The following is a 4,306-nucleotide window of genomic DNA, read 5'->3' on the forward strand; positions in this document are numbered from 1 at the left end:
GGCGATTCGCGAGCGGGCTGCCAGAAACGAGAAAGCCCCCTGCACCGTTCGATGCAGGGGGCTTTTGCTTGCGTACAGAGCGTGCGTGACTTACAGCGCTTCGATCTTGACGCGCTGGCTTTCCAGCAGCGCAAGTTCCGCCTGGGCATCGGCCAGCTTGGCGCGCTCCTTCTCGACCACATCAGCCGGTGCACGACCGACGAACTTCTCGTTGCCGAGCTTGTTCTCGAGGCCGGTGATGACCTTCTGCTGCTTCTCGTGCTCCTTGTCGATGCGCTTGAGCTCGGCTTCCTTGTCGATCAGGCCTGCCATCGGCACCAGCACTTCCAGCTCACCGACGCGCTGGATGGCGGACATCGGAGCTTCGTCGCCTGCCGCCAGGAAGGTGATGCTTTCCAGACGTGCCAGCTTGGAGAGGAACAGGCGGTTGGCTTCCAGGCGCTCGGCATCGCCAGCCGCGCCGTTCTGCAGGAAGACTTCCAGCGGCTTGGCCGGTGACAGGTTGAGCTCGCCGCGCACGTTGCGGATGGCGATGATGATGCCTTTCAGCCACTCGATATCGCGGATGGCCTGTTCATCGATCCGGTCGGCTTCGGCCTGTGGCCACGCCTGGCTCATGATGCTCTCGCCTTCCACCGGCTTGCCGGCGTGCGGTGCGATACGCTGCCAGATCTCCTCGGAGATGAACGGCATCATCGGGTGGATCAGGCGCAGGATGGTCTCGAGGGCGCGCACCAGGGTGCGACGCGTGCCGCGCTTGGCTTCGATGCTGGCGTTGTCGTCCCACAGAACCGGCTTGGACAGCTCCAGATACCAGTCGCAGTACTCGTTCCAGATGAACTCGTAGAGCGCCTGGGAGGCGTGGTCGAAGCGGAACTCTTCCAGCGCGCGGGTGACCTGCTGCTCGGTCTGCTGCAGGCGCGCGATGATCCAGCGATCGGCCAGCGACAGTTCGACGGTTTCGCCGTTGACGCCGCAATCCTGGTCCTCGGCATTCATCAGCACGTAGCGCGCCGCATTCCACAGCTTGTTGCAGAAGTTGCGATAGCCATCGAGACGGCCCATGTCGAACTTCACGTCACGCCCGGTGGAGGCGAGTGACAGCAGGGTGTAGCGCAGCGCATCGGTACCGTGAGGCTCGATGCCTTCCGGGAACTCGTTGCGGGTGGCCTTGGCGATCGCCTTGGCCTTCTTCGGCTGCATCATGTTGCCGGTACGCTTCTCGACCAGCTCCTCGATGCCGATGCCGTCGATCAGGTCGATGGGGTCGAGCACGTTGCCCTTGGACTTGGACATCTTCTGACCGAGGCTGTCGCGCACCAGACCATGCACGTAGACCTTGCGGAACGGCACTTCACCCTTGAACTTCAGGGTGAACATGATCATCCGCGCCACCCAGAAGAAGATGATGTCGAAGCCGGTGACCAGCACGTCGGTGGAGTGGAAGGTCTTGAGTTCTTCCGTGTCCGCCGGCCAGCCGAGGGTGCCGAAGGTCCACAGCGCGGAGCTGAACCAGGTGTCGAGGACGTCTTCGTCCTGACGCAGTTCGACGTCGGCACCCAGGTTGTTCTCGGCGCGGACTTCCTCTTCATTGCGGCCGACATAGACGTTGCCGTCGTTGTCGTACCAGGCCGGAATGCGGTGGCCCCACCACAGCTGACGCGAGATGCACCAGTCCTGCAGGTCACGCATCCACGCGAAGTACATGTTCTCGTAGTTCTTGGGCACGAACTCGATGTCGCCGTTCTCGACCGCCTCGATGGCCGGACGCGCCAGCTCCTCGACGGCCACGAACCACTGGTCCGTCAGCAGCGGCTCGATGACATCGCCGGAGCGGTCACCGTGCGGCAGGGTGTTGTTGACGGCCTCGACCTGCTCCAGCAGGCCCAGCGCGTCCATGTCGGCGACCAGCTTCTCGCGGGCGACGAAGCGATCCAGACCGGCGTAGGCGGCCGGCAGGCTGGCGTCTTCCTGGGGCTGCGGACGGCCCTGGAGGTCATAGATCTCGGCGCGCTCCAGGATGGTGGCATCCTGGCTCATCACGTTGATCAGCAGATGGCCCTGACGCTTGCCGACTTCGTAGTCATTGAAGTCGTGGGCCGGGGTGATCTTGACGCAACCGGAGCCCTTTTCCATGTCGGCGTGCTCATCGGCGACGATGGGGATGCGACGGCCGACCAGCGGCAGCTCGATGAACTTGCCGACCAGGCTTGCGTAGCGCTCATCCTTGGGATTGACGGCCACGCCGGTGTCACCCAGCAGGGTTTCCGGGCGCGTGGTGGCGACGATGACGTAGTCCTTGCCATCGGCGGTCTTGACGCCATCGGCCAGCGGGTAGCGGAAGTGCCAGAAGCTGCCCTGCTGATCGCGGTTCTCGACTTCGAGATCGGAAATCGCGGTGTGCAGGGTCGGGTCCCAGTTGACCAGACGCTTGCCGCGGTAGATCAGGTCTTCCTTGTGCAGGCGCACGAAGACTTCCTGCACCGCCTTGTAGAAGCCGTCATCCATGGTGAAGCGCTCGCGCTTCCAGTCGATGCTGGTGCCCATGCGACGCAGCTGGCGGGTGATGTTGCCGCCGGACTCTTCCTTCCACTCCCAGATCTTGTCGGTGAAGGCTTCGCGGCCGAGATCATGGCGGGTCTTGCCTTCTTCGGCGGCGACCTTGCGCTCGACCAGCATCTGGGTGGCGATACCGGCGTGGTCGGTGCCTACCTGCCACAGGGTGTTGCGACCCTGCATGCGGCGCCAGCGGACCAGGGTGTCCATGATGGAATCCTGGAAGGCGTGGCCCATGTGCAGGGAGCCGGTGACGTTGGGCGGCGGGATGACCAATGAGAAGCTCTCGCCCTGGCCTGACGGCGCAAAGCGGTTGTCGGATTCCCAGCGCTCGTACCAGCGCGTCTCGATGGCGTTCGGTTGGTAGGTCTTGTCCATGGGTCTGCATTGATCCGGTTGGGCGGGGCGTCCCGCGCCGGCTCAAGGAGCGGTCAGCGCAGGCAGAAAATGGGCTCGATTATAGCGCCGCTGATGACGGGCGTCATTCGGTCTTGGCGGGCAGGCCCTCGTGGCGTCTGGCAGACGCTGTTTTCACAAAGCAGGCAACATCCACGCACTGATGCCGTATCCTGTTGCGACCTCATGACGCCGAGGCTTGCCGCCTCGCACACTTCCCATTCTCTCACGCTCGCGGAGCCGCAATGTCCAAGCCTCGCCCCACGGACGGTGCCCCTCGTCCGACACGTCGTTGGGTCTGGCATGAACTGCTGCGTCATGCGCTGGTGCCATTGCTGGTGCTCGAGGTGGCGCTGCTGGGCTGCTATCTAGTGTTGCACTGGCTGGTCTCCGGGCAGCAGGACTCCACGCGCAGTGAGCTGGTGAATACCCAGCTCGAGCAGCTGACCCATTACGAGGCAGAGCACATCAGCCTGCTGGCGGACGACTGGCGCAGCGATGCCCGTCAGCTGGCGCGCAGCACTCTGCGTCACATGGACACCCCCGTGACGTCCCGCCAGCGCGAGCAGGAGCTAAAGCGCCACATGAGCGCGGGCGACGGCACCCTGTACGTCGCCGAGAACGATGGTGGCGCCGGCTCCTATTACTCCTCGCTGGTGCCCAGCTATCTGCAGGACCACGACAAGGTGGTGCGCCTCTCGGCAATGGATGCCCAGGTGTCGGACATGCTCGCCACGCAACCCGAGCTGCGCCAGATCTGGTTCTCCGGCTACGACGGCTATTTCCGCATGTTGCCGTGGACCGATACCCGCAACATCTTCACGCCTGGCGTCGACCTCACCAGCTACGGCTTCTACTACCTGGCGGATGACCGCAACAACCCGAGTCGTGGCGCCGTCATCACGCCGCCCTACCAGGACCCGGTCGGCAGCGGCTGGCTGGTCTCGACGCTGATGCCGGTCCATCGCGGCGACTTCCTCGAAGGCGTGGTCGGCATCGACGTCACCCTCGATTCTCTGGTCGAGCGGCTCGAGAATGCCGAGCTGCCCTGGGGCGCCTATCTGATTCTGGTGAGTGACGATGTCGTCATGGCCATGCCGAGGGTCGGTGAGCAGGATTTCGGCCCCCAGCCCGTCCCTGAAGTGGTGCCGATGCCGCTGCTGCACGATCGCTTCCTCGATACGGCGCATGATGTCGAGAACTCCCCGGCCATGGCGCACCTGCTGCGCAGCATCTCGGATGAGGCGCAGGGCGTGCGCAGCGTTTCCTTGCTCGCCGGTGAGCGGCTGGTCGGCTGGCAATCGGTGCCGGGCACCGACTGGCGGTTGCTGGCGGTGGTGGATGCGCAGCAGGT

General features: G+C 64.1%; 2 protein-coding genes. One reads left to right on the forward strand and one right to left on the reverse strand.

From position 1 onward, the window contains the following. Window positions 1-90: 90 nt before the first annotated feature. Window positions 91-2,934, reverse strand: coding sequence for a valine--tRNA ligase (locus tag AC4FAH_RS08010; protein ID WP_490245871.1), 2,844 nt, complete (start codon window positions 2,932-2,934; stop codon window positions 91-93). Between the two features lie 263 nt (window positions 2,935-3,197). Here AC4FAH_RS08010 and AC4FAH_RS08015 point away from each other — a divergent pair. Then, window positions 3,198-4,306 (forward strand): hypothetical protein (locus AC4FAH_RS08015; protein WP_490245872.1); only part of this gene is annotated, 1,109 nt, incomplete at its 3' end.

The organism is Cobetia sp., assembly GCF_983723665.1.